General features: G+C 63.0%; 1 protein-coding gene and 2 pseudogenes. All 3 read right to left on the bottom strand.

Features of this window, described 5'->3' with window-relative positions:
* A pseudogene (nirB, locus tag Q8K05_RS14150) lies at positions 1 to 1,793 on the bottom strand (nitrite reductase large subunit NirB); the annotation flags it as partial.
* A 33-nt stretch (positions 1,794 to 1,826) separates the two neighbouring features.
* Positions 1,827 to 2,639 (bottom strand): ABC transporter ATP-binding protein, encoded by an 813-nt coding sequence (locus Q8K05_RS14145; protein WP_305247277.1) that lies wholly within the window; start codon positions 2,637 to 2,639, stop codon positions 1,827 to 1,829.
* 11 nt (positions 2,640 to 2,650) lie between these two features.
* Positions 2,651 to 2,748: pseudogene (locus Q8K05_RS14140) on the bottom strand (nitrate ABC transporter, permease protein); the annotation flags it as partial.

Below are 2,748 nucleotides of genomic sequence, written 5' to 3'. Positions count from 1 at the left end.
TATTTGTCCACTGCGTCGGCAATGCGCCGCAACTCACTCGCCGTGGTCTCGCCGCCCCACATGCGCGGGATCACGCTGTAGGTGCCGTCTTTCTGGATGTTGGCGTGGCTGCGCTCGTTGATGAACCTGCTTTGCGGGTCGTCTTTCGCTTCTTTCGGCCAGCTGCTGGTGACGTAGTAGTTGACGGCCGGGCGGCAGCTGGCGCAGCCGTTGGGCGTGCGCCATTCCATGAATGTGTAGACGTCGGCAATCGCCAGCAGCTTGTTGTTGCGGATGGCGTCGCGCACCGCCTGGTGGCCGTGGTCGGGGCAGCTGCACAGGGCTTTGAGCTTGGGCGTGGCCGAGTAGTCGCCGCCGGCGGTGGCCATCAAAATCTGCTCGACCAGCCCGGTGCAGGAGCCGCAGCTGGCGCTGGCCTTGGTGTGCTTGCGCACCTCGTCCAGCGTGAACAGGCCTTTTTCCTTGATGGCCTTGCAGATCGTGCCTTTGTTGACACCGTTGCAGCCGCAGACTTCGGCGGTATCAAGCATGCTGGCGGCCTTGCTGTGGCCTTCATGGCCCACGTCGCCCATGTTGGACTCGCCGAACATCAGCTTGTCGCGGATATCGCCCACGCTGCGGCCGTCGCGCAGCAGCTTGAAGTAATAGCTGCCGTCCACCGTGTCGCCATACAGGCAGGCGCCAATCAGCTTGTCGTCCTTGATGACCAGCTTTTTGTAGACGCCGCCGAAGGGGTCGCTCATGACGATTTCCTCGGCGCCGTCGCCGCCCATGAAGTCGCCTGCGCTGAACAGGTCGATGCCGGTGACCTTGAGTTTGGTCGAGGTCAGCGAGCCGGTGTAGCGGCCAATGCCGTACTGCGCCAGGTGGTTGGCCGCCACCTAGGCCTGCTCGAACAGAGGCGCCACCAGGCCGTAGGCAATGCCGCGGTGCGCCGCGCATTCGCCGACCGAGTAGATGCGGGCGTCGGTGATGGTCTGCAGCGTGTCGCTGACCACGATGCCCTTGTTGCAGTGCAGGCGCATCGATTCGGCCAGTTGGGTGTTGGGGCGTATGCCCACGGCCATCACGACCAGGTCGGTGGCCAGTTCGGTGCCGTCCTTGAACTTGATGGACTTCACGCGGCCTTCGTCGTTGCCGGTGAGTTCCTGGGTCTGCGCGCCCATCAGGAACTTCAGGCCGCGCGCTTCCAGCGATTTTTGCAGCAGCTTGCCCGCCACGCTGTCGAGCTGGCGCTCCATCAGCGTGGACTGCACGTGCACCACGCTCACGTCCATGCCGCGTAGCATCAGGCCGTTGGCCGCTTCCAGGCCGAGCAGGCCGCCGCCTATGACCACGGCGTTTTTGTACTGGGTGGCCGTGGCTATCATCTCGTTGGTGTCGGCGATGTCGCGGTAGGCAATCACGCCTTTCAGGTCCTTGCCGGGCACGGGCAGGATGAAGGGATTGGAGCCGGTGCACATCAGCAGGCGGTCGTAGGCCACCTCGGTGCCATCTTCAGCGCGCACGACGCGCTTGACGCGGTCCACTTCGACCACTTTCTTGCCGGCATGCAGCGTGATGTGGTTGTCGCTGTACCAGTCCCAGGGATTCAGGGTGATCTCGTCCAGCGTCTGCTCGCCGGCCAGCACGGGCGACAGCAAAATGCGGTTGTAGTTGGGATGGGGCTCGGCACCGAAGACGGTGATGTCGTACAGGTCGGGGGCGATTTTGAGGAGTTCCTCAATCGTGCGCACGCCGGCCATGCCGTTGCCCACCATCACCAGTTTCTGTTTTTTAACGCGCATGTCCATGGCGGTTCCTTTGTTGTGCGGAGGGCTGGCGGCTCAGGCGGCTTTTTCCACATGCGCCTGGCGCGTGTACAAAAAGTCAATCACCGCCTTGCGGTAGTGCAGGTACTGCGGGCTTTCGGCCAGCGCCACCCGGTTGCGCGGACGCGGCAAATCAACGCTGAGCACCTCGCCAATCGTGGCGCTGGGGCCGTTGGTCATCATCACGATCTTGTCGCTGAGCAGCACGGCTTCATCGACATCGTGCGTCACCATCACCACCGTGCTCTGGGTGTTGGCCACGATCTGCAGCAGCTCGTCCTGCAGCTTGGCGCGGGTCAGCGCATCGAGCGCGCCGAACGGCTCGTCGAGCAGCAGCACCTTGGGCTCCATCGACAGTGCCCGGGCAATGCCGACACGCTGCTTCATGCCGCCCGAGATTTCGCCGGGGCGCTTTTGCGCCGCTGCGCTCAAGCCGACCATGGCCAGCACCGCATCGACCCGGGCCTTGAGTTGGGCCTTGCTTTCGGTGGCGGCAAAGACGCGCTCGACGGCCAGGTAGACGTTTTCAAAGCAGGTGAGCCAGGGCAGCAGCGAGTGGTTTTGAAACACCACCGCGCGCTCGGGGCCGGGGCCGGCGATCTCGCGGTTGGCGCACAGCAGCGTGCCCTGGGTTGGCGTTGTCAGTCCGGCCAGCAGGTTGAGCAGGGTGGACTTGCCGCAGCCCGAGTGGCCAATCAGCGCGACAAATTCGCCTTTTGCGACGGTGAGGTTGACGTTCTGCAGCGCGCAGAACGGCCCCTTTTTTGTCTTGAAGCTCTGCGCCACGCCCTGGATTTCGAGGTACTTGGTGGTCAGTGATGTGTTCATGATGGTTTCCTTCAGTTCTTGACTTCTTCAAACGTAAAGGCGGAAGCCAGCTTGATCAGCGCGAACTCCAGCATCAGCCCGACAATGCCGATCACGAAAATCGCAATGA

Source organism: Polaromonas sp. (assembly GCF_030682935.1).
GTDB lineage: Bacteria > Pseudomonadota > Gammaproteobacteria > Burkholderiales > Burkholderiaceae_C > Polaromonas.
Note: the sequence above shows the minus strand (reverse complement) of the source record. Positions and strands in the feature narration are given on the sequence as shown.

Coding starts and splice junctions, on each gene's coding strand:
- Q8K05_RS14145 (WP_305247277.1), bottom strand. CDS start 2,639: ATGAACACATCACTGACCACCAAGTACCTCGAAATCCAGGGCGTGGCG.